Here is a 20,135-nt window from a genome sequence, read left to right on the forward strand (position 1 = left end):
GGCTGGTGGTGCTCGTGCGGGCCTGACCCGCCGTACCCGCTCGGGGGTGCGGATGCGGTTGAACTCGCCTGCCGGCCGTGGCCGTCACCGGTCCGCGCTATGTGAGCGAGGCGCGGTCCGGTGGCGACCATGAGCGGCAGGGCGTCGTGCGGGCGGTCCGGTCAGCGGACCGTGTGCTGCTTCAAGGCCACGGCGATCTGTCCAGCGCGGTCCGTGGCGATGGAGCCGCCCTCGGCCCGGACCGCCTTGGCGATGTTGGTCCGGTTCAGCGACTCGTTCGCGGTCCGGAGCCGGTCCAGCGCGGTCCGCTCCAGGTCCGTGAGCGTGATGACCATGCGGTCCGGACCGCCGTCCCCGCCACGGTCCGGACCGGAGACGCCTTCCGGGGCTTCCTGGTCGGCCGGTCCGGTGCGGTCCGGCTCCTGCAGCCCGGGGGCGACGTCGGCGGTCCGGACCGTCACCACCCGGCTGGGCGCCGGGCTCTGGGCGGCGGGCACGGTCCGGGACCCACGGTCCGGACCGGAGCCGGTCCGCAGGTCAGCCCGGTGCGGACCGGCCGGACCGGCCTCCAGGGCGAGCGCCGGTCCGCCGGTCCGGTCCGTGGCCCCTGCGGTCCGGACCGAACCGTGGACCGCGTTCCGGTCGGCCGGACCGGACAGGACCGCGTACCCGCCGTGCTGGACCGGGCGGACCGCAGCGGGGCTTTCCAGCGGTCCGTTCCGGTCCGTGCGGGTCAGGGTGAGCACGGTGGGGATGACTGCCGGTCCGTGGTCGTCGGCCCCGACCCGGGGGACGACGACCCGGTGCAGGGCCAGACCGGTCCGGACCGCCTTGCGGTCCGCGAGCTCCGCGCCCGCTGCGGTCCAGGCCCGGTCCAGCGTGGTCAAACGCGGGTCGGTGATCGCCAGCGACCAGGCGGTGAAGGAGTGGACCGGGTACCGGAACCAGCGGACCGCCCCGATCGACGGGCGGGCCTTGGCGACCTTGCCGTCCTCACGGAGCTTGCGGCGGTGGATCAGCGAGGCATACAGCTCCCACAGCACCATGCCCACGATGCTCATGGCGGCGAACGCCACCGCCTTCGGGGTGAAGTGCCAGTAGGTGATCTGCTCCGTCCAGATCTCCTTCTTCGCGTCCCAGACCCGGCTCCCGGCCACCGGCTGCCCGGAGGCGTGCCAGAAGTTCATGACCGCCGCCCCGAGAGCGAAGATCCAGGTGGAGACCCGGTAGAGGGTTCCAGCGTCGCCGCTCTGGCGGGCCTGGTGGTACATCCAGCCCACGAACGCCGTCGACAGCTCCCAGGCGGCGGCGAACAGGATCGTGAACGGGACGACCCAGCCGAGGATGTCCTCGGCGAACCCCGCCTGGCCCGTCCACGCCACGGCCATCGGGGCGGTGATCGGACCGATCACCATCAACCGCTCCGCGTTGACCTTCACGAACTGCTTCACGCGGTCGGTCACGGCCGGCTTCCCGGCGCGGGAGGAGGCCCGCAGCTCACGGGCCTTGGCCCTGCGGGCCTCCTTCGCGTCCCTGCGCTCCCCTTTGGCCTGGAGCTTGAGGCGCTTGCGTTCCAGTGCCCGCTCGGTGCGGTCGGTGGCGCGCTTCATCCGGGCGGCGGCTTCGGCCACCATGTCGTCGGCGGCCTTCAGCGTGACCTCCGCGTCCGCTTCCCGCAGCCGGGCCTGTGTCAGGGCCTGCTCGGCTTCCTTGAGCTGCGCGTCCCGTTTGGTGCGAGCCGCGACCAGGATGCGGTCGGCTTCCTCGCGGGCGGTGCGGGTCAGCCGCTCGGCGTCCTCGGTCGCCGTCGCCCGCAGCCGACCGATGTCCTCCTGGGCGAGCGCGCGCGTACGCGCCGCATCCGCGCGGGACGCCTCCCGCTCGCGAGCGGCATCCTCACGCAACTCGGCGGCAACCTTCTCCGCTTCGGTGCGCACCTGCACTGCCTGGGCGTCCGCGCTCTCGCGCAGCCGGTCGGCCTCGCCTCGCGCCCGCTGAAGGAGCTGTTCGGCGTCGGTGGTGGCGCGGGTGCGGGTCTCCGTTGCGGTGCGCTCCGCGCCGGCCAGCAGCTCGGTTCGCTTCGCCTCCGCGTCGGCGAGGGCCTTCGCTGCGGCCTGAGCGGCCTCGGTGCGGACCTGCTCCGCCTGGGCGGCCGCCGTGGTGGCGACCTCCTGCGCCTGGTCGCGCGCGTCGGCGAGCAGCTGCTCGGCAGCCGCCTTGGCGTCAGCGAGGACCTGGTCGGCCTCGCCAGCCGCCGTCGCCGTGACGGTGTCGGCCTCCGCGCGAGCGTCGGCGAGCAGCTGCTCCGCCGTCGCTTCGGCAGCGGCGCGGACCTGCTCCGCGTCGGCGGCCGCGGCGGCCGCGGCCTCCGTGCGGACCCGGTCGGCGTCCGTCGCGGCGACGGCCAGGAGGCGGGACTGCTCCGCGGTGGCGGCCTCGGTGATCGAGGCGGCCTCGGTACGCGCGCCGTCCAGCAGCTCGGTAGCGAGCACCTGGCCCTCGGCGAGGATCCGCGCGACGTCGTCGGCGGCCTGGTCCCGGAGGTCGGCGGCGCGGTCGGCGGCATCGGCTAGGACCGGGTCCGCCTCCGGGAAGACCAGCGGCACCGTCTCCTCGGGAGCGGCGGCCTGGGCGGGAACGGGGGCCGGCGTCGCCGGTGCCTTGGCGCGCCCGTTGCGGGGCTTCGGGTTCGCCGCGGGGCGCCGGCGGCGGGTGGCGGGCTTGGTGGCCACGGAATGTCCTCTCTCTTCCGGGCGCCTCCGAGAAGGGGCACCGTGGATCTGCGGCGGTGGGTAGGCTCGTGACCAGGCCCTCCGGGGCCCCGGCAGCTTGAATGCCGGGGACCCGGAGGGCCGTTGTGCTGGGGTGGTCAGCGCCGGGTGGGCAGCGCGGCAGCGTCCGGTAGGAGGTGCTGGCGCAGCCAGGCGACGGCGGCCGGGGTCATCGCCCCGGTGTCCGGCTCGCTGAGCGGCGCGGTGTCGATGTCGTGCATCGCGTCCGTCGCCGGGAGCGGCCGCATGTAGTCGGGGTCGATCCCGGCGCGGGCCCGGTTGCCGCTCAGCTCGGTCAGGTCGTAGAGGACCTTGCGGGTGTCGGCGTGCGTCCAGGACCGCTCCACCCGGCCGACGAAGGTGTGGCCGGGGAGCCCGAGCCAGAACCGTTCGACGTCGCGGAACAGGACGATGTCGCCCTTGGTGTAGGTGACCTTGGGGCGGGTGGCCTGCGTCTGGGGCTGGGTCACGTGCTCTCCTCACATCGCGTACACCGGCCCGAAGGCCGGCGGGTCCGGACTGCCCGGCTCCCAGTCACCGCCCGACCCGGCCGCCGGAGTCGGCGGTCGGTGCGGGCGGATCAGGCAGCCATCAGGCCGACCGCGAGGTGCTGGAGGAACTGGCCAGTGACGCCGCCCGGAGCAGCGCGGCGGCGTCGGTCTTCCCGCTGCGGGCCGTGCCTCCGATGAGCGCGTGGGTAGCGGCGAGCCGGAGGGGCCGCGTGGCGCCCGTGGGCCGGTGCGGGTCGACGATCCGGCCGTCGGGGAGCAGCTCGCCGGTGTCCTCGAAGAGCAGGACGGCGTTGCAGAGAAGGCTCCAGCCCTGCTCCGGGTGAGCGACCACGACGTGCGCGGCCTCCCGGTCCGGGCTGTCGGCGGTCGGGCACTTCGGGGTGTGCGTGCACAGCGACTCCGGCAGCCGGGTGGTGGCGGCGGTCGTCGCGCTGTCGGTGCTGGTACGCATGGGCTCTCCTGCGGGATGCGGGCCCGAGAATCTCCCGGGCGGGAGGCGTGCGAAAGGCCGGCTGCCCGTCTGGCGGGCGACCGGCCTGGTGGAGCAGCGCGGTGCGGGACGGAAGTTGGGTCTCCGTCCCGCACTGCGGTCGGTGGTGCTGAGGCTCAGCCGCGGGACCGTCGGCCGAAGTCGTGGTTCTCGTTGGTCCTGCGGACGTCGTCTTCCAGGCGCTTCTGGTCGGTGTCGCTCATGCCGCCGACCCGGCCCTCGCGTTCCGGGCCCGGTTGCGGGCGGCGCGGCGCTTCATCGCCCGCCGCTCGTCCTCGGACAGGCCGCCCCAGACACCGTCGTCCTGGCCGGACTCCAGCGCCCACTGAAGGCACTGCTCCATGACCGGGCAGCGGCGGCAGACGGCCTTGGCCTCCTCGATCTGCAGGAGTGCCGGGCCGGTGTTGCCGATGGGGAAGAAGAGCTCGGGGTCTTCCTCGCGGCAGACCGCGTTGTGTCGCCAGTCCATCCCGGTCACCGCACCTGTCCGACGAGGGTCATCTCGGCGAGCGTGCGGCGGGCCCTGCGGCCGGCGCGGGCCGCGCGACGGTCGCCGTCGGCGGTGAGGTGGCGGACGAGCTGGTGGAGCGCGGTGAGGTCGTCGGGCTCGAAGCCCTTCTTGTTGTCCTCACGCTCGATGTCGTCGATGATCCCGGCGTTCGGTCGGGGCAGCGCACGTGTCATGCTGAGCTGCATCAGGTCCTCCGATTCAGGTCCTGGACAGGCCCCGGGGGCGCAATCCCCGGGGCTGTCGTCGTTCAGGCTGTTCGTACGAGCAGCCACGGCCCCGGCCGCCCCCGAGTGCGGGGCGACCGAGGCCGTGGTCGTTCGTCGCGATGTGCGGGAGGGTCAGACCGCCGACGCCGAGGTCCGGGCGGCGTACTCCTTGCCCAGCTCGGCCTGGCGCCGGTCGTGTCCCTCCGGGTCCTGCGGTGCCAGCGGGAGCTCGGGGCCGCGGAACTCCGAGAGCGATCCCGCGATGCGCTCCGCGCAGCGGTTGTTCGCCGTCTCGACCTCTTCGCCGCCGTGCTTGGCCCACTGCGCCCTGCGGACAGCTGTCGCCGTCTGCTTCCGCATGGTGCGGCGCTCCTGGCGCTCCTGCTCCTTGAGGGCCTCGCGGCGGGCGGGCTCCTGGTTGAGCGCGAGGACGTACCGGCGGGCCAGGAGGCCGCCGTCCGTGCAGTGCTGGCCCTTGACGCAGAGCGTGCAGCCCCGGCGGTGGGCGAGGTAGGACTGGCGGGCCGTCTCCAGCGTGATCTCCGCCTTGATCCGGGAGACCGGAGCGGCCGGGCCCGGGATCGGCTTGTAGAACTGCTGGGCGGCGCGCCGGTTCTCCTGCGGCATCGCGTCGCGCAGCAGGCGGTTCTGCCGGGCATGCCAGCGCTGTACGTCGATGTCGATGATGACGACCTGGTCGGTGCCGGGGCAGCGTTCGTGCTTTCCGCCCTCCGCGACCTTGTCGGAGATGCAGTGCTCGCGGATCTTGAGGACCGTGTCGCCCATGATCCTGCGCCAGGTGCGGCAGTCGGGGCAGGCGATCGACTTCACTTCGCCGGGTCGGACGTTGAAGTCCTCCGGGGCCATGCTGCTGAGCTTGAGCGCCTCACGGCGGTTCGTGTTCTTGGTCCGGACGCGGCCGGGACGCTTGCGGGGCATCGAATCCTCCTGACGTGGATCGGGTGCGGGTGCTGCCTTCTCTGCCGCGCCAGGCCGGCCTTTCGGCAGGGCCTGGCGGACAGACAGCGCAGCAGCGCCATTCGAGGTGGATCAGGTGGAGCTATTCAGTACAGGTGCCTAGGCCGGGGGAGCTCGGCTCACCCCACTGCCGCCACTCCGAAGAGCAGTGACTCCTGCTGTTTTGCGGTGGTGCTGGTAGGGACCGTGGTTCCGGCTCCCTCATCCGGCGCCGCCCGCAGGAGCGGTTCGGGGTGGGGGAGCCGGGTCCGAAGACCCGGCCGTGGCGCGTGATCCCTGCCAGTGGCAGGCGGCTTCGCCGATCACTCACCTTGTCGGCATACCTAGCTTAGTTGATACAGTTGCGGTTATGTCAAGCGGTTCGTTGAGGAAGCTATGGAAGCTAGCTAAGTCGAGGGGGTCGTCCTACGATGTTGTTCATGCGCAATGAGGCCGTGCAGCCGTACCAGCGGATCGTCCAGGACTACAGCGAGAAGATCCGGCTCGGACAGCTCGCAGCCGGCACGAAGCTGCCGAGTACGCGAGAGCTGGCCGATGAGTACGGCGTCGCGCCGGGCACCGTCCAGCGAGCCCTCACCGAGCTGCGCACCGCAAGGTTGATCTACTCCCATCAGGGGCGCGGCTCCTTCGTCAGCGACACCTCGAGCAACGCCGACCAGGACCCAACTACCCGCTCCATCAAGGCGCTCGAAGCCCAGGTTGCTGAGCTCGCCGCGCGTCTGGACAAGATCGAGAAGGGGCGCGATGACTGACGTCGTTCCCCTCGTCTCGCTTCGCATGTCCATCGCTCCTTGATCGGCCTCGGCTTCGCTACGAAAGTTGTAGGCCCGATCACGGAGTGCGTTCTAGGTCTGGCATGTGTCCTAGCTACGGGACACAACGAACGGAGACATGGAGGGGAACCAGCGTGGGGCAGAAGCCGAACATGTTGACCCCGGAGGCGTCGCCCCTGGATCGCTTCGGCTACACGGTCCGAGACCTTCGCGAGAGGCGTGGCTACACGCTGCGCGGCCTCGCGGAGGTGACCTTCTTCTCGTACTCCAAGCTGTGGAAATGGGAGAACGCTAAGCGGCCGCCGAAGCACCGGTCCGAGGTCGAGCACTTGGACCGCGTGTTGAACGGCCAAGGGCTGCTGGTCGAGCTGTGGCAGCGAATCGGTGCGGATGTTTCCCCGCAGAGCCATGTGTCCGTTTCGGGGCTCCATGTGTCCGAATCATCGGTGGACCTAGCCACCGCCGTATCCAGGCAGGCAACGTCGGACGATGAGGGGATCTTTGTCCCCGCACGTCTACGGGATGGATCGGTGGTTTTCGTGGCGCTGGATCGACGCGCAATGCTGCGTGGCGGGGTGGGGCTCGGTACAGCGGCTGCGCTGAGCGTGGGGACGCCGGCAGTCGCCGGCTCCCACACGCTGCCGGGCCTCACGCGACCTGCACGGTCGGCTGCCGCCTACAGCGGTACGCCGGTGGAGCATTTTCAGCATGTGCGCCGTCTGCTGATCGACAACGACAACCTCCTCGGACCCAGCCGAGCCATTGCGACCGCCCGCCAGCACATCGAGGACATCAAGCAGCTGCGTCAGGACGCGAAGGGCACGGACCGCCACGCCCTCATGGAGCTCCAGACGCAGTACGCGGAGTTCGCCTCATGGCTCTACCAGGACTTGGGTGATTTCGACAGCGCGCAGTTCTGGCTCGATCGAGCGTTCCAGTGGAGCCACACCGTCGGGGACGGCGACCTGACGTCGTACGTGTTGGCCCGCAAGGCACAGCTCGCTGGCGAGATGCACGACCTGGTCGACGTCGTCGACCTCGCCGAAGCCGCGCAGCGCATGGCCCGTCCCCGCAGCCGACTGGCCGCAGTTGCCCGGACCTACGAGTCGTACGGGCACGCGCTGCGAGGCGAGTCGACCGACAGCGAGCGCGCCATCGACGACGTGCGTAACGCTCTCGATCGCGTCTCCGGCGACACGACCCCCTGGGGCGTGTGGCTGAACGAGCAGTACGTGGAGGTACACCGGGCGCAGGGCCTGGAGGTGCTGGGCAAGCACGCGGAGGCCGCAGAGCTCTTCACCACCGCCATCAAGGCCCTGCCCGACGGGTACCACCGCGACCGAGGCGTCTACATGGCTCGGGCCGCTGTGGCCCACGCTGGTGCCGGCGCCCCCGATGAAGCCGCTGCGGTGGGCCTCCAAGCCCTGACGGTAGCCAACGACACGGGCTCGGGCCGAATCGTCCGGGAGCTCGCCCGTCTCGACAAGGCGCTGGTCCCCTGGCAGCGCCAGCCCGAGGTCACGGAGTTCCGTGCGCACTTCAACGGCCTACTCGCCCACGAATCCTGAGCAGAACGGACCACACCACCTATGACCACGCGTCCATACGTCATCCTCTCCGCTGCCACGTCGGTCGACGGCTACCTGGACGACACCAGCCCCGAGCGGCTGCTCCTGTCCAACCCCGCCGACTTCGACCGCGTCGACCAGGTCCGCGCGGAGTCCGACGCCATCCTGATCGGCGCGACGACCATGCGAAAGGACAACCCGCGCCTCCTGGTCAACAGCGACGAGCGCCGCGCTCAGCGCGTCGCCGACGGCAAGCCGGCCTACCCGCTCAAGGTCACGGTCACCCGGACCGGAGACCTCTCCGCCGACCTCAACTTCTGGCACCACGGCGGCGAGAAGCTGGTCATCACCGTCGACGACGCGGTGGAAAAGGTGCGCGCCACGCTCGGGGACCTCGCCGACATCGTCAGTGTCGGGCCGGACCTCGACTGGGGCATGGTCCTCGACGAACTCGGGCGCCGCGGCGTCGGCCGGCTCATGGTGGAGGGCGGCGGCACGATCCACACCCAGCTCATGGCCTCCGACCTCGCCGACGAAGTACACCTGGCCATCGCCCCCCTGCTGGTGGGCCAGCCGGAGGCGGCCCGCTTCCTCGGTGCAGCCGACTACCCCGGCGGATCGACGGCCCGGATGAAGGTGCTGGAAGTCCGGGCGATCGACGACGTGGTCTTCGTCCGCTACGCCCCGAAGGAGCGCAGCTGATGTACACGCCCGACCGAGACCAGGACCTGCGCTGGATACAGCGTGCGATCGACCTCGCCGCGCTGTGCCCTCCAGCTACGGGCGCCTACTCGGTCGGCGCGGTCATCGTCGGCGAGGACGGCACCGAGCTGGCGTCCGGCTACTCCCGGGCGACCGGTCCCCGCGAGCACGCGGAGGAGGTCGCTCTCGCCCAACTCCCCCAGAACGACCCACGCCTCGCTGGGGCGACGATCTACAGCACGCTGGAGCCTTGCTCCCAACGCAGCGCCTCCCGCACGCCGTGTGCGCAGCGGATCCTCGAGGCCGGCATCCCACGTGTGGTCATGGCGTGGCGTGAGCCGGCGCTTTTCGTCGACGACTGCGTCGGTGTCGAGCAGCTGGCGGAGGCTGGTGTGACCGTGGTAGAGCTCCCCGAGCTTGCGGGGGCCGCCCGGGCCGTCAATGCGCACCTTCCCGGAATCGCGGAAGAGGGATGACGGCACCAATGGCGAACCCGCTGCCAAAGCCGGGCTTCCGGACAATCGCCGCCGCGATCCGTCAGGAGATTGAGGAGGGTCGCTATCCACCGGCGTCCGTCCTGCCGCCCGAGCCTGAGCTGGCTCAGCGGCATGGTGTGTCCCGCAGCCTGGTCAACCGCGCTCTAGGGATGCTGGCAGCGGAGGGTGTGGTCCGTCCCCGACAAGGGCGTGGAACGGTCGTTACCTGGTTGCCTTCCGCAGTGCACTTGACCGCGTTGGGTTCGCGGGCTTTCCAGGAGGGCTCCGATTCCGATAGCGCGTTCGATAGTGCAGTGGCGGTACTGGGTTTGGAGCCTCAGCGTGAGATCACTGCGGAGCGCGTCCAGGCACCAGCAGATGTTGCTGACGCTTATGCGCTTGGCAAGGTGCGCTGTTTGTTCCGGCAGCGTCGGCTTCTCGCCAGTGGCATTCCGGTGCTCGTCAGCGGGTCCTGGTCCCCGTTGGATTTCGCTGGGAACACAGTGTCGGAGGAGGAGCACGAGCCGGTCGTCAACGGCGGGGTGATGGGGGCAGGGGCCAGGCTCGGCTACAAGGCGACCGTGGCAAGCGAGCGCATCGTCCCGAGCCGTCTGCCTACCGCAGCAGAGGCAAGTGCGTTGGAGATCAGTCCGGACCGCGCTGTCACCGAGATCCTCGCCATCGGCCGAACAGCAGAAGGCCGCTGCGTTGAGGTGACCGTCACCGTCGTACCCGCCCGAGATCTCGTGATTGAGCACACCTTCTCGCTCCTGCCGGAAGGGGATTCTGAGTGATCACCGGCACGCGCCTTGAATGCGTCCTGGCTGGAGATGTCCTGGGGAAGCGTCGTGCCGTACTGATGCCGGGCATGTCCGGCGCCGGTAGGACAGCGATGGCGAGGGCCCTGCGGCAGCGTGCTCGGGTCCCTGCTTCCCCTGTGGCGGGACGGTTCACGACCTTGCTTCCTCCCCCCGGGCGGGAGCAGCAACCGCTCGAACTCTGTTCCGATTCAGGGGCACCCAGCGGTTCCACCTGCATGTCCTCACGTCAGGAGCGAGACGGTCATCAGGAGAGGAAGGGGAGTCGGGTGGAGTCGGTCGGTAGCTCGTACGGCAACACTCCCGTTCTCATTACCAAAGATCGTCCGGACCATGTATGTTTTGGGGAATGTTTCCCTACGGTGGAGGTTCCGATGTCCGATCCGCTGAGGCGAATTGACGCCCTAGTGGAGGAGGACACCCTCCCCGCGCCGGAGGTCCGGCAGCAGCTCCGGCTCGCCGCCGGCCTCACCCAGACCGAAGTCGCCGAGGCTATCGGCGTCAAACGTCTCGCGGTCGCGCAGTGGGAGGCTGGGCGTGCCCAGCCTCACCGTGGGAATCGCCGCGCGTACGCGCATCTCCTTCGGAAGCTGGCCGCGAAGTACCCGGACGCCGCCACCGAGGGGGCGCCCGATGAGGGATGACCTCACGATCCCAGTTGTTTCCGGGTTCGCCGACTCCGCCTTCTGCATCAAGGGGGTCGGGATGACCTAGGTCATCGGCCGCGCGCGCCAAGATGTGGACTCGCAATCCACGTGGCCCCGCGCGGCCCGTCGCGCCGACGGGATTTCGCAACCCAGGTCGGCCGCCCAGTCTCCGGATTCGCACCCGGCTCTGGGCTTCAGCTCATCGAGCTGGTTCTTCATCGCAATGCAGCACCCCGCTTTGGCAAGCGGGTCCACCCGGTCCGCTTGGCAGCGGGCCACCCGGCACGGCAGGTGTCCCTTTGGCAGGGGGCCTCTGTCGAGCCACTTGCTTCATCCCGGGTTCCGGCGGCTTTGGCAGGCCGTCGGGCTCGGGGCTCCGCGTTGGTGTCCATCCATACGAAGCGCTCGGCCGTGGTCGGGCCCCTTGGCAGGGGCCTGGTCGCGGTCGGGGCGATCCATATGAAGGTTGGTGTCCCCGCAATAGTGCATCACCTCGCCTCTCTTTGTCAGCTCGCGCATGCCCGTTTCACCCCGCTTCGGGCCTCTCGGACTTCCCGTGCGACGGGATTCGTGCGTCACGTTTGCCCTGTTCACGGCATAAATCACGAAGATTCATGGGGGCGAAGTGTCACACGCCCCACGGCCCGGCGTACCTATAAGAGGGGGACCCCTGTCCTCCCGGCGGCGCCGGCCGCCGCGGTGCTCCGGAGCTCCGTCCCGTGGGGCGGGACGCGATCCGAAGCTTCTGCCCGCCGGGCGGGAACGCCTGGGGGTCTCGCCGCTGCTCGTGCTCTGTCCACAGGCAGTCCGCGCAAGGCTGCCGGGATGATCTCTGTTCTGCATGTCCAGGCGGCCCGGTGAGCGCCATGGCGGCGCCGGCCGCCGTGATGCTGCCCGCTCCGCGCCCGGCCATCGACGACGCTGACGCGGTCGCCGTGCTGCCCGGCCTGTTCGTGCCGGAGGCGATGCAGTGGCTGTCGACGTCGTCGGGGCGGGTCGCGCTGGACGGCTACTCCTGGATGCAGGCGGTCCACTGGGTCGCCGGGTCCGGGCTGTACGAGCCGCGGCGGCACCGGTCGCACGGGCCGCGTTCGTTCGGCGTGACGACCGTGCGCGCGGCCCAGGAGCTCGCCGCCCTGTCCCCGTGCCGCCCGGGGATCGAGTACCTGGTGCGGCGCACCGGGCTGTCGGAGCGGTCGGTGGAGTACCACCTGGGGATGCTGCGGGAGGCCGGGCTGCTCGCGTACATCGTGCGGGGCACCCGGGTGCGCGGTGAGTCGGCGCAGGCGTCGGAGTTCGCGCGGATGATCCCGGTGGAGTTCGACGTCGCGCTGGGGGTCCGCACGGTGCAGCGGGATGAGGACGCTCCGGCGTACACGCGCACGATGACCGGCATCGCGGAGGCGGGTCGGGAACTGATGGCGAGGCTGGCGAAGAAGGCATCACGGAAGGTGCGCAAGCCGCGCTCGAAGACGTCCTCGAAGGGCCCGGCGAAGGGCGCCCGGGGCGGTGCTGACGGGGCCGGTGTAACCGGTGTTTCAGGCGAGTCGCGTTGCACCCCAATGGGGGGTGGTTCTACTGGTACTTCTGGTGCGGGCTCTACTTCATCCCCCTCTGAGAGCAAGCTCGCACGCGGGGAGCGCAAGTCCCCCACCCCGAAGAAGTCGAAGGCTGGCGGCCGGAGGCTCAACCGCGTTGGTCGCCGCTACCAGCTGGCGCGTGAGCTGATCCAGGAGCTGGACTGGCTCGCTGGCTGCTCGGTGCCCCGGATCGCCTGGGTGGCCCGGCACATTGCTGATGCCGGTTGGACCGTGGTCGACGTCCAGGGCTGGCTGCACTACCGCGGCGAGGCCGCCCGGGTCCGCCGGGCTTCCGGGCTGCTGGCCACGCTGCTGCGGGGCGCGGAGACGATCTTGGACACCCCGGCCAAGCGTTCAACGGCGGTGGAGGAGTGGCGCGGGGCCCAGGAGGCGGCCCGCCGTTACCGCATCGAGCAGGTCCGCGCCCGCCGCGAACGCTACGACAGCGACTGGCAGCCCCCGGCCAGCCAGGCTTTGCATCGGCAGGTCGACCATGCCTTCGCCCAAGTACGGGAGATCGCCAACGGTGGCCGTGAAGCCGCCCAGTCCTCCGCTGCCGAGGCTGCGCTACCGCAGCTGTCCGGGCTGCAAGACCTCAGCCGGCAGGACATCGAGGCCAGCCGCCAGGACGCCTGGGGCCGGCTGATGCTGGGCGACACCTCGCCGATCACGGTGGCGATCGACTCCATGGGCCGAGCTGCCGCGGAGTACCTGTACGGCGCCGACCTGGTGCGGCGAGCCATGCAGTTGGCCAGTGGCGCCCGCAGCTCGCTGATGACCATCGGACGCCGGTAGGAGGCAAGGATGACCGAGGTGACCACCCCCGTCGCGCAGCCGGCCCCGGCCGTGCCCGAGCCATCCGGCGTCGATCTGGCCCGGGTCGCGCTGCACGCCGCCCGCGAGGCGGCGAAGAAACGCGGCGCCGAGGCCCGCAGGCCGCGCCATCGCCGCAAGCGGGTTGTACGCAGTGACGGCCGGGACCCGAAAGGGTTCGCTGCCGTGCTCCAAGGGCTGATGGCCGACCGGGCCTGGGAGCTCCCCGCGGCCGGCGGCACGGTGCTGGACCGCTGGCCCACATCGCGGCCGCCGTCGCACCACAGCTGCCCGACCACGTCCAGGCCGTGGCCTTCCACCCAGAAACGGGGCAGCTGGACCTGCGCCCCGACTCACCCGCGTACGCCACCCAGCTGCGGCTCATCACCACCAGGCTCATCGCCGCGGCGAACGAGAACGTCGGCGCCAACGCAGTCCACACCATCCGGGTCCTGCCCATCGGCGCGACGACTCCGGCGCCCCGCACGGAGGACACCGTCATGGCAGCCGCGACCGCACCCCAGGCACCGGTGAGGACACGGGAGATGGCGTCGGCGGGCTACCACCAAGCACTCGCCGCGCATCTGGCGGCGAAGCCAGTACACCAGGTGGACCCGGCCATCGCGGCCGCTGTAGAGCGGCAGACCAAGGCCCTGCTGCGGCAACGCGAAGAAGCATTCGCCGAAGACCAGAACGCCCTGACACAACTGAACGAGCACGCGCGGCGGCAAGCGTCGCCAGCCGACGTCAGCCGCGCCCAGGCCCTCAAGCGTCTCGCGGACGAACGCGCCGGCCGTATCCCACCAGGCCCGAAGCCGCTGGGCCGCACCGCATGACCCTTGCCCGCCGCAGCGCGTCACTGACCGCCGGCCAAGAGGTTCTGCACAGGCCACTGTTCACGGCGTAGCGTGACGGCCACACAACCGGGAGGCACCGAGCACTCGGCTCGGGTGGTCAACGGAGGGGGAGTCGTCAAAGTGAGGGGGCTCATTCGTGCGCCACGCCACCGAAGACGGCTGGAAAGGCCGCACCCCGCCCTTCGCCCTGACCCGGACAGAACTCGAAGCACTGCGCGACGCATGAGCAGCGCCATGCGGATCACAAGCGCCGGACGAACACACCGTTGCCATGGCCAGCGACACCCGACAGCGTCGTGAGGAGAAAGAGCACCCATGGATTTCCCGGCATTCACCGAGGACGCACCGCTGACCGCGCTCGAGATCGAGGCGCTGCGAGCCCTGTACGTCACGATGCAGGACCTACGGCACGAGTACGAGTCCGCGCTCGCCCTCACCCACCGCTCCTACCGGCTGGAGGAGAACGCTCAGCTCTACACCCAGGGCCAGACCCTGACCCACCACCCCGACGCCCTCCTCCAGCTCGGCCGCCTGGCCGACCGCTACGAGCGCGGCGTCGGGCTCCTCGCCTACCGCTACGCGAGCGCGGCCGCGGTGCTCGGCACCAGCATCCTGGACCGCATCGTGGGCGGCCGGCCCGCGCTGACGGCGGCCGCGGTGACCGCGCTGTGCGAGGAGCCGACTCTCGGCCAACTGCGCGATGCCTTGTCGATCCCGTGCGCCGACCTGCTGATCGCACGCGAGCCCGAGTTCCGAGACCGGCACGAGGAAGAGCGCCTCGAGCTGCTCCGCGCGGTCGAGGGCGTCATCGAGTGTGCTGCCGAACTCGGCGACGACGTTCCAACGGAAGCGGCTGCCCTGTGGGCCGGGCGACTCACCGATTTCGACCGCCCGCACACGGACCCGCTGTACGAAGGCACCCTGCAACGGCTCCTGCGCTACGCCGACCAGCTCCCCAACGAGATCAGCTGGTACTTGAAGCAGTCCCGGGCGGGCGCACTGCCACACCAGATCCGCACCTGAACAGCACGAGGTCGGGCTGTCGACGCCCAGACGCGCAGGTTCGCCCGGCGCCGCTATCCCGCCATTGGGCTCGAGGCACATCCACGGCCGCCTCCGGAGAGGAAGGGACTCATGGGAACAGCAGGCAAGAGGTCACTTATCTCGAACTGGACGAGCTCGACGCGGTCGTCGGCCCGCCCGCCCAGGCGTACGACGACCTCCAAGAGCTCTGGCACACCCTGCCCTTTGTGGAGGGCGACCCGGCCATGGAGCGGGCCGCGCTCATCCTCAACGCCATGGAGGCGCTGATCATCTTCATGGTGATCCCGGACTCCAAGAAGGCGACCAAGGACGCTACGACTGGACTGAACGAACTGCTGGCCCATGACGGAGACCTGGGCGAGTGGGCCCCGCGGACGCGGGGATGTTCCTAGCCGGTACGGCAACGTGTACGTGATCGACCGGTGGGCCCCGCAGAGGCGGGGTTCGAGTGGCGGGGACCATCCCTCGCGGCCGGGACCGCACTGCCGGTCGGCCCCGCACCTGAGAGGATCGTGCCGATGTAACCGAACGAAAACGGCTGCACTCCTCGGTAAGGTTCCAGCTTAAGAAGTGTCGGCCCCGCGCCCGCGGGGATGATCCTGCCATCCGTCGCGAATGACACAACGTCCGCACGTCGGCCCCGCGCCCGCGGGGATGATCCCTCCTCCTCGGTGGCTCCGGCGCGGTAGGCGGCGTCGGCCCCGCGCCCGCGGGGATGATCCCGTGGGTTGTATCGCTCCGGAATTTCCTTCGTCCGTCGGCCCCGCGCCCGCGGGGATGATCCCTCTCCGAGACGCCCGAGGAGACCCGCTACACCGTCGGCCCCGCGCCCGCGGGGATGATCCTTCGATTTGGGTCCTGAGTGCCACAGATGAGCTGTCGGCCCCGCGCTCGCGGGGATGATCCCAGTGCTGAACCGCACGCGGCCCGGTGCCGGAGGTCGGCCCCGCGCCCGCGGGGATGATCCCCCGCATGAAACGGGCGCAGCTGGGCTGGCGCAGTCGGCCCCGCGCCCGCGGGGATGATCCCTTCGAGATGCCGACGATCGGTCGCTCGTCCGGGTCGGCCCCGCGCCCGCGGGGATGATCCCAAGTACGTGACGATGCTCGGGAAGCGGCTCGTGTCGGCCCCGCGCCTGCGGGGGTGTGCCCCGCCGATGGTCCGAGGGAGCCTGTGCTGCTTGAGTGACCGAAGGAGAACGGCTGCACTTCTCGGTAGAGTTCCAGGTCAAGAAGTGTCGGCCCCGCGGGCGCAGGGATGGTTCGAGGTATACATTCCGATACTCTTCGGCTTCCCAGTCGGCCCCGCGGGCGCAGGGATGGTTCTAGACTTTGCGCGCGGCATGGCTTCTACGTTAGGTCGGCCCCGCGGGCGCAGGGATGGTTCTGTCACATTAGGCACTAACTCGCTCCGGGTCCCGTCGGCCCCGCGGGCGCAGGGATGGTTCCTGCATATCGCTGGATCGGCGTCTGATCAGGCGGTCGGCCCCGCGGGCGCAGGGATGGTTCCTCCCGATTCTGGATTCGGTCCACGATTTGCCAGTCGGCCCCGCGGGCGCAGGGATGGTTCCGCGGCCGGGGACATCGGCGGCGGCCACCAGGCGTCGGCCCCGCGGGCGCAGGGATGGTTCGAAGGCTTGGGACGCAAAGAAGGTTCTTGCGTTGTCGGCCCCGCGGGCGCAGGGATGGTTCGCGGAGGAGGTGGGCCCTGCGGACGCGGGGATGGTCGGCCCCGCGGGCGCAGGGATGGTTCTCTGACCCACGCGACCGTCGCCCTGGACGACGAGTCGGCCCCGCGGGCGCAGGGATGGTTCCGGCCTCGCCTCACTCGCCGGACTGATCTCCAGGTCGGCCCCGCGGGCGCGGGGATGGTTCCGTCATCGGCCGTATGACCGGCGCGGCGATGGCGTCGGCCCCGCGGGCGCGGGGATGGTTCCTCGCGAACACGGCCAGTCGCCGCTCCGGGCCCGTCGGCCCCGCGGGCGCGGGGATGGTTCCACACCAAAGGCGGCACCCCCCACGGCTACTACGTCGGCCCCGCGGGCGCGGGGATGGTTCCAGCTGGGCCCTGCTCTGGATGACGATGACCAGGTCGGCCCCGCAGGCGCGGGGATGGTTCTCCTGGGGCTCACGCCACCCGGACCGGGACATGGTCGGCCCCGCGGGCGCGGGGATGGTTCTCATCCGGGACCTTGCCGCGGCGCTGCCGTCCGGTCGGCCCTGCGGGCGCGTGGATGGTCCCGGCGTGCCGGTCGGCTACCCGCACAGCCTCAAGTCGGCCCTGCGCAGCAGGCGGGGCCGACTGGGTCGAGACCCGCGTCGTGACCGAGCACGAGGGACCATCCCCACGGGCGCGGGGCCGACGCGCGGTCGCATGTATCGCGGACTTTCGGCGTTTTCCCTGGTGAGAGGGATTGTCAGTGGTGCTCACTACGCTGCGCGGGAGACTGCGTGGCTTGGGAGATGCGATGGATGTCGAACGGCTCAGTGAGCGGTATGGGCGGGGGGTTGTGGCCGTTCTCGGTGCGCTGTGGGGGAAGTCGAAGGAGCGGGCTGGCGGGCGGACGAACCTGCTGGTGTCGCATCTGCTGGATACGGCTGCCGTCGCGGAGTTGATATGGGATGACTATCTCGGGGCTGTGACACGCGATGCGCTGGACGAGGTTGCCGGGGGGCGCGGGCGTGGTCGTGAGTTGTTTGTTTGGCTGTGTGGTGTGCATGACTGGGGGAAGGCGACGCCGGCTCATCAGCGGTTGTGGGCTGAGGGTGCGGAGGCGGTGCGTCGGGCTGGGGCGACGTGGTTGGAGTCTGCGGCGACTGCTGGTGCGAAGAAGCGGCGGTGGCGGCATGACTGGGCTGGTGGGCTGCTGGTTCGCCGGGGTCTGGAGGCGGCTGGCTGGGGTCCGGAGCATGTGGACTGGGTGTGGCCGCTGGTTGCCGGGCATCACGGTGCGTTCCCGACGTGGCGTGATGTGCAGGAGCCGCCTACTGCGAAGGGACAGTTGCGCGGAACAGGTTTGTGGCGCGAGGTTCAGCGTGCGGTGCTTGAGGTGTTCACGCGGGAGCTGGGTTTCGCGGGGTTGGACGGGGTGCGGCCGGCTGTGTTGCCTACGAGGGCGCTGCAGCTGCAGCTGAGTGGTTTGGTTGTGATGGCTGACTGGATTGCCAGCGATGAACGCCATTTCCCGGGTGTGGATGACCTGGCGCAGGTCGGTTTGGAGTCGGCGAGGAAGCGTGCTGCTTCGGCGTGGAGCATGCTGGGGTTGCGTGGTGGCTGGGGGGCTTTGGCGGTGCCCGGTGGGGAGGTTTTCCGGGAGCGGTTCGGGTGTGTGCCGCGTTCGTCGCAGGCGATGGTGATGGGTGCGGCGCGGTGTATGGGTGGGCCGGGGATTGTGGTGGTTGAGGCTCCGATGGGGGAGGGGAAGACGGAGGCTGCGCTGGGGGCGGCGGAGGTTCTTGCGGCGCGTTTCGGGGCGGACGGGGTGTTTGTGGGGATGCCGACGCAGGCGACGAGTGATCCGATGTTCACCCGGACGCGTCGCTGGTTGGAGAGCTTCGGTTCTGATGTTGCCTCTCAGGTTGCGTTGTTGCACGGTAAGCGGGCCTTCAATAAGGAGTGGGCGTCCCTGCTGGAGGGAGGTGATGTCGAGGGCCTGTTTGCGGGGGTGGATGAGTACGGGTGTGAGGATGACCCGTACGGGCTTGAGCCGTCGCCGGGAGGTGGCGTCGGTGGTCGGCGGGCACCGGCTGAGTGGTTTTTGGGCAGCAAGCGGGGTCTGTTGGCGCCGTTTGTTGTCGGTACGGTCGATCAGTTGTTGTACGCGGCTACCCGTACTCGGCACGTGATGCTGCGCATGGCGGGCCTGGCGGGCAAGGTCGTCGTGCTGGATGAGGTGCACGCGTGTGACGTTTACATGAGTCAGTTCCTGTTCGAGGCGTTGCATTGGCTTGGTCAGGCCAGGGTTCCGGTGGTTGTGCTGTCCGCGACCCTTGCGCCCGCGCAGCGGGGCAAGCTGGTCCAGGCGTATCTGGCGGGGACGGTGTCGGGGGAGGAGTTTGCCGTCGAGGTGCCCGTGCCGGGTGGCTATCCGAGTGTGACGGCTGCGTGGGTCGGTGGCGATGGTGAGCCGTCTTTCCACGTGGATGCGGTTGATGGGTGGCGCGGTGATGTGCCGGTGGATGTGGTGGTGGTGCCGGAGGACATACCGAGGCCGGGGATGTCTTCTGGTGAGCGGAAAGTAGTGCAAGGTGTGGCGGATGTCGCGGTGGCTGACTTGCTGGAGGAGCAGCTCGCCGATGGGGGGACGGCGCTGGTTGTCCGTAATACGGTCGCTCGTGCGCAGAGTTTGTATGCCGAGGTGCAGCGGCGGTTCGGTGAGGCGGAGGTCCGGCTGCTGCATGGTCGCTTCACTGTCGCGCGTCGGGCCGAGTTGACCGAGGAGTGCTTGCGTCTTCTCGGCCCCGAAGCCTCCCGGCCCAAGGATGCGGTCCGGAAGGGGGGCCGTCTCGTGGTTGTGGCCACTCAGTTGGCGGAGCAGTCCTTCGACGTCGACGCCGATCTGCTGATCACCGATCTCGCCCCGGTCGACTTGCTGCTCCAGCGAATCGGACGCCTGCACCGTCATGCCGGCACTTGGCGGCCCGGCAGCCTGCAGCAGCCGCGTGTCTTCGTCACCGGCCTTCGGACTCGCGCGGACCGAGAGCCGGAGTTCCTGTACGCGAGTGAGCGGATCTATGGCCGTCACCTGCTTTTGAGGACTGCGGCGGCGCTTGTCGGCGGGGAGACTCGCTGGTCGGTGCCGGGCTGTGTCCCTGGCCTGGTGGAGGGGGTGTATGGCGATGGGGCTGAGCTGTTGCCCGGTTCTTGGGCGGAGGCTGGGAGGCAGGCCCGTGAGGAGCAGTTCGCTGTCGACCGTGCCAGAGCTGAGTCTGCCCAGGATTTCCTTCTCACGCGGCTTGGGGAGCACGAGAGCCCTACGCTGGCCGGCTTGCACTACGGCGGTGCCTCGGTCGGCGGCGACGAGGAGAGGCTGCGGGCTGCGGTGCGCGATGGTGATGAGTCGCTGGAGGTCGTCCTGGTGGTCCAGGCGGCGGAGGGTGAGCCCTATCGGACGTTGTCTGGTCGTGCTTTGACAGTCAACGGTGATGTGGCCCCTGGCCTGCTTGAGGAAGTGTTGGGGAGCACGGTGCGCTTGCCGGCCAAGCTGACTGATGAGGCGGTGGCCTTGAGGCCGTTGCCTGGTTGGCTGGGGCATCCCTGGCTGCGTCACAGCCGGGCTTTGGTGCTGGACGCATCACGCAGTGCCCGGGTTGGTCGGTGGGTGGTGCGCTACGACGAGGAGCTCGGGTTGTGTGAGGAGCTGGCGGAGGGGTGAAGGGGGGAGCCGCCG

16 protein-coding genes, 1 pseudogene and 2 CRISPR repeat arrays are annotated in these 20,135 nt (G+C 70.1%); of the genes and pseudogenes, 11 read left to right on the forward strand and 6 right to left on the reverse strand.

The genetic code is table 11. From position 1 onward, the window contains the following. Positions 1–161: 161 nt before the first annotated feature. From CD790_RS31240 to CD790_RS31265, 6 genes and pseudogenes are all read right to left on the reverse strand, one after another. Entirely contained in the window at positions 162–2,732 is a 2,571-nt protein-coding gene (locus tag CD790_RS31240; RefSeq protein ID WP_144386747.1) for a hypothetical protein, read from the reverse strand. A 137-nt stretch (positions 2,733–2,869) separates the two neighbouring features. Further along, on the reverse strand, positions 2,870–3,241 hold the full coding sequence (locus tag CD790_RS31245; RefSeq protein WP_144386748.1) for a hypothetical protein: 372 nt from the start codon (positions 3,239–3,241) through the stop codon (positions 2,870–2,872). Positions 3,242–3,488: 247 nt separating this feature from the next. After that, positions 3,489–3,677, reverse strand: a pseudogene (locus CD790_RS36410) (DUF5999 family protein); the annotation flags it as partial. A 295-nt stretch (positions 3,678–3,972) separates the two neighbouring features. Next, positions 3,973–4,242, reverse strand: a complete 270-nt coding sequence (locus tag CD790_RS31255; protein WP_144386750.1) for a WhiB family transcriptional regulator — start codon at positions 4,240–4,242, stop codon at positions 3,973–3,975. Between the two features lie 5 nt (positions 4,243–4,247). After that, complete coding sequence (locus CD790_RS31260; RefSeq protein ID WP_144386751.1) at positions 4,248–4,469, reverse strand: hypothetical protein; 222 nt, start codon at positions 4,467–4,469, stop codon at positions 4,248–4,250. Between the two features lie 153 nt (positions 4,470–4,622). Beyond that, positions 4,623–5,429 (reverse strand): hypothetical protein, encoded by an 807-nt coding sequence (locus CD790_RS31265; RefSeq protein ID WP_144386752.1) that lies wholly within the window; start codon positions 5,427–5,429, stop codon positions 4,623–4,625. Positions 5,430–5,887: 458 nt separating this feature from the next. Between CD790_RS31265 and CD790_RS31270 the strand changes: the two genes are divergently transcribed. From CD790_RS31270 to cas3, 11 genes are all read left to right on the forward strand, one after another. Further along, positions 5,888–6,220, forward strand: coding sequence for a GntR family transcriptional regulator (locus CD790_RS31270; RefSeq protein ID WP_144386753.1), 333 nt, complete (start codon positions 5,888–5,890; stop codon positions 6,218–6,220). Between the two features lie 155 nt (positions 6,221–6,375). Continuing rightward, complete coding sequence (locus CD790_RS31275; protein WP_260868034.1) at positions 6,376–7,809, forward strand: helix-turn-helix transcriptional regulator; 1,434 nt, start codon at positions 6,376–6,378, stop codon at positions 7,807–7,809. 21 nt (positions 7,810–7,830) lie between these two features. Further along, positions 7,831–8,511, forward strand: coding sequence for a RibD family protein (locus tag CD790_RS31280; protein ID WP_144386754.1), 681 nt, complete (start codon positions 7,831–7,833; stop codon positions 8,509–8,511). Then, positions 8,511–8,987, forward strand: a complete 477-nt coding sequence (locus tag CD790_RS31285) for a deaminase (protein WP_144386755.1) — start codon at positions 8,511–8,513, stop codon at positions 8,985–8,987. Before CD790_RS31280 ends, CD790_RS31285 begins: the two co-directional genes overlap by 1 nt. Before the next feature lie 8 nt (positions 8,988–8,995). Then, the gene (locus tag CD790_RS31290) at positions 8,996–9,781 is read left to right on the forward strand and encodes a GntR family transcriptional regulator (protein ID WP_144386756.1); all 786 of its coding nucleotides are present in this window, start codon (positions 8,996–8,998) and stop codon (positions 9,779–9,781) included. Positions 9,782–10,179: 398 nt separating this feature from the next. Next, positions 10,180–10,449, forward strand: coding sequence for a helix-turn-helix transcriptional regulator (locus tag CD790_RS31295; protein ID WP_144386757.1), 270 nt, complete (start codon positions 10,180–10,182; stop codon positions 10,447–10,449). Positions 10,450–11,318: 869 nt separating this feature from the next. Beyond that, entirely contained in the window at positions 11,319–12,827 is a 1,509-nt protein-coding gene (locus CD790_RS31300) for a helix-turn-helix domain-containing protein (RefSeq protein ID WP_260868039.1), read from the forward strand. A gap of 326 nt (positions 12,828–13,153) precedes the next feature. After that, complete coding sequence (locus CD790_RS36415; RefSeq protein WP_260868035.1) at positions 13,154–13,681, forward strand: DUF721 domain-containing protein; 528 nt, start codon at positions 13,154–13,156, stop codon at positions 13,679–13,681. A 336-nt stretch (positions 13,682–14,017) separates the two neighbouring features. Further along, positions 14,018–14,725 (forward strand): hypothetical protein, encoded by a 708-nt coding sequence (locus tag CD790_RS31310; RefSeq protein WP_144386758.1) that lies wholly within the window; start codon positions 14,018–14,020, stop codon positions 14,723–14,725. 227 nt (positions 14,726–14,952) lie between these two features. Beyond that, on the forward strand, positions 14,953–15,138 hold the full coding sequence (locus CD790_RS31315; RefSeq protein WP_144386759.1) for a hypothetical protein: 186 nt from the start codon (positions 14,953–14,955) through the stop codon (positions 15,136–15,138). A 96-nt stretch (positions 15,139–15,234) separates the two neighbouring features. Next, positions 15,235–15,897: a CRISPR direct-repeat array (repeat unit 28 nt; unit sequence GTCGGCCCCGCGCCCGCGGGGATGATCC). Between the two features lie 85 nt (positions 15,898–15,982). Further along, positions 15,983–16,986: a CRISPR direct-repeat array (repeat unit 28 nt; unit sequence GTCGGCCCCGCGGGCGCAGGGATGGTTC). Positions 16,987–17,213: 227 nt separating this feature from the next. Continuing rightward, positions 17,214–20,120, forward strand: a complete 2,907-nt coding sequence (gene cas3 / locus CD790_RS31320; RefSeq protein WP_144386760.1) for a CRISPR-associated helicase Cas3' — start codon at positions 17,214–17,216, stop codon at positions 20,118–20,120. The last annotated feature ends 15 nt before the right edge of the window (positions 20,121–20,135 follow it).

The sequence above is a fragment of the Streptomyces sp. SAJ15 genome (assembly GCF_007595705.1).
GTDB lineage: Bacteria > Actinomycetota > Actinomycetes > Streptomycetales > Streptomycetaceae > Streptomyces.